At 67.7% G+C, this 1844-nt stretch carries 2 protein-coding genes; both read left to right on the top strand.

Features of this window, described 5'->3' with window-relative positions; genetic code table 11:
- A partial coding sequence (locus tag DID99_RS36490) for a circularly permuted type 2 ATP-grasp protein (protein ID WP_148094711.1) occupies positions 1–1193 on the top strand: 1193 nt, incomplete at its 5' end.
- 64 nt (positions 1194–1257) lie between these two features.
- The coding region (locus DID99_RS36485) for an alpha-E domain-containing protein (RefSeq protein WP_185733883.1) at positions 1258–1844 on the top strand (587 nt) is incomplete at its 3' end.

Genomic DNA, 1844 nt, shown 5'->3' with positions numbered 1-1844 from the left:
GCGCGGAATGGAGCCGGCTGTCGCTCGGCATCGAGCAGCGCGTGATGGCGCTCAACGCGTTCCTCGACGACATCTACCACCGCCAGGAGATCGTGCGCGCCGGCATCGTGCCGAAGCACCTGATCGCGCACAACGAGGCGTTCATCCCGGAGATGATCGACTTCCGGCCGCCCGGCAACGTCTACACGCACATCATCGGCGTCGACATCGTGCGCACCGCCGAGAAGCAGTTCTACGTGCTCGAGGACAACGCGCGCACGCCGTCGGGCGTGTCGTACATGCTGGAAAACCGCGAGACGATGATGCAGCTCTTTCCCGAGCTGTTCCAGCAGGTCAAGGTGCGCCCGGTCGAGACCTATCCGCAGATGCTGCGCCAGTCGCTCGCGGCGGTGTGCCCGCCGGGCGGCAACGCCGACAACCCGACCATCGCCGTGCTCACGCCCGGCATCCACAATTCCGCGTACTACGAACATTCGTTCCTCGCCGACCAGATGGGCGTGCACCTCGTCGAGGGCAGCGACCTGCAGGTGGTCGACGGCCGCGTCGCGATGCGCACCACCGAAGGCTTCCGGCCGATCGACGTGCTGTACCGCCGGGTCGACGACGCGTTCCTCGATCCGCTGACGTTCCGCCCCGATTCGGTGCTCGGCGTGGCCGGGATCATGGACGTCTACCGCGCCGGCAACATCACGATCGCGAACGCACCCGGCACCGGCATCGCCGACGACAAGGCGATCTACTCGTACATGCCGGAGATCGTCGAGTTCTACACGGGCCGCAAGGCGCTGCTGGAGAACGTGCCGACCTGGCGCTGCGGCGAGGCCGACAGCCTGAAATACGTGCTCGAGCATCTCGACGAACTGGTCGTGAAGGAAGTGCACGGCTCGGGCGGCTACGGGATGCTGGTCGGGCCGTGCGCATCGAAGGCCGAGATCGAGGCGTTCGCCGCGAAGCTGCGCGCGCGTCCCGCGAACTACATCGCGCAACCCACGCTGGCGTTGTCCACGACGCCGATCCTGACCGAAGCCGGCCTCGCGCCGCGCCACGTCGACCTGCGGCCGTTCGTGCTGGTGTCGGACCGGATCCGCATCACGCCCGGCGGGCTCACGCGCGTCGCGCTGCAGGAAGGCTCGCTGGTCGTCAACTCGAGCCAGGGCGGCGGCACCAAGGACACCTGGGTGCTGGCCGACTGAGCCGGGCACGACCGCGCGCGCCGCAGCCGGCGCGCGAACCCAACGAAGACGGAGTGGACACGAGATGCTTCTGGGACGAACTGCGAGCGGTCTTTACTGGATGTACCGCTATATCGAGCGCGCGGAGAACATCGCGCGCATCGTCGATACCGGGCTGCGGATGGCGCTCACGCGCACGTCCGATGCGCCGGCCGAATGGTCGTCGGTGCTGGTCAGCTCGGGCGCGGACGACGGCTATCGTCAGAAGTACGACGCGTATGCCGCCGATACCGTGACCGACTATCTGCTGCGCGACCGCGACAATCCGTCGAGCGTGCTGTCGTGCATCGAGGCCGCGCGCTCGAACGCGCGGATGGTGCGCACGGCGCTCACGCGCGAGGCGTGGGAGAGCGTGAACGGCGCCTGGCTCGCGCTGCGCCAGGCGCTTGCGCAGCCGGTGCCGGAGAGCGGGCTGCCGGCGGTGCTCGACGAAGTGAAGCGCGAAACCGCGCTGATCCTCGGCAGCTTCTACAGCACGATGCTGCGCAACGAGATCTTCGATTTCGCGCAGATCGGCGCGTTCGTCGAGCGGGCCGACAACACCGCGCGGATCCTCGACGTGAAATACCACCTGCTGCTGCCGTCGGTGTCGCACGTGGGCACGATCCTCGA

The organism is Burkholderia sp. Bp8986 (genome assembly GCF_003854225.1).
Lineage (GTDB): Bacteria > Pseudomonadota > Gammaproteobacteria > Burkholderiales > Burkholderiaceae > Burkholderia.
Note: the sequence above shows the minus strand (reverse complement) of the source record. Positions and strands in the feature narration are given on the sequence as shown.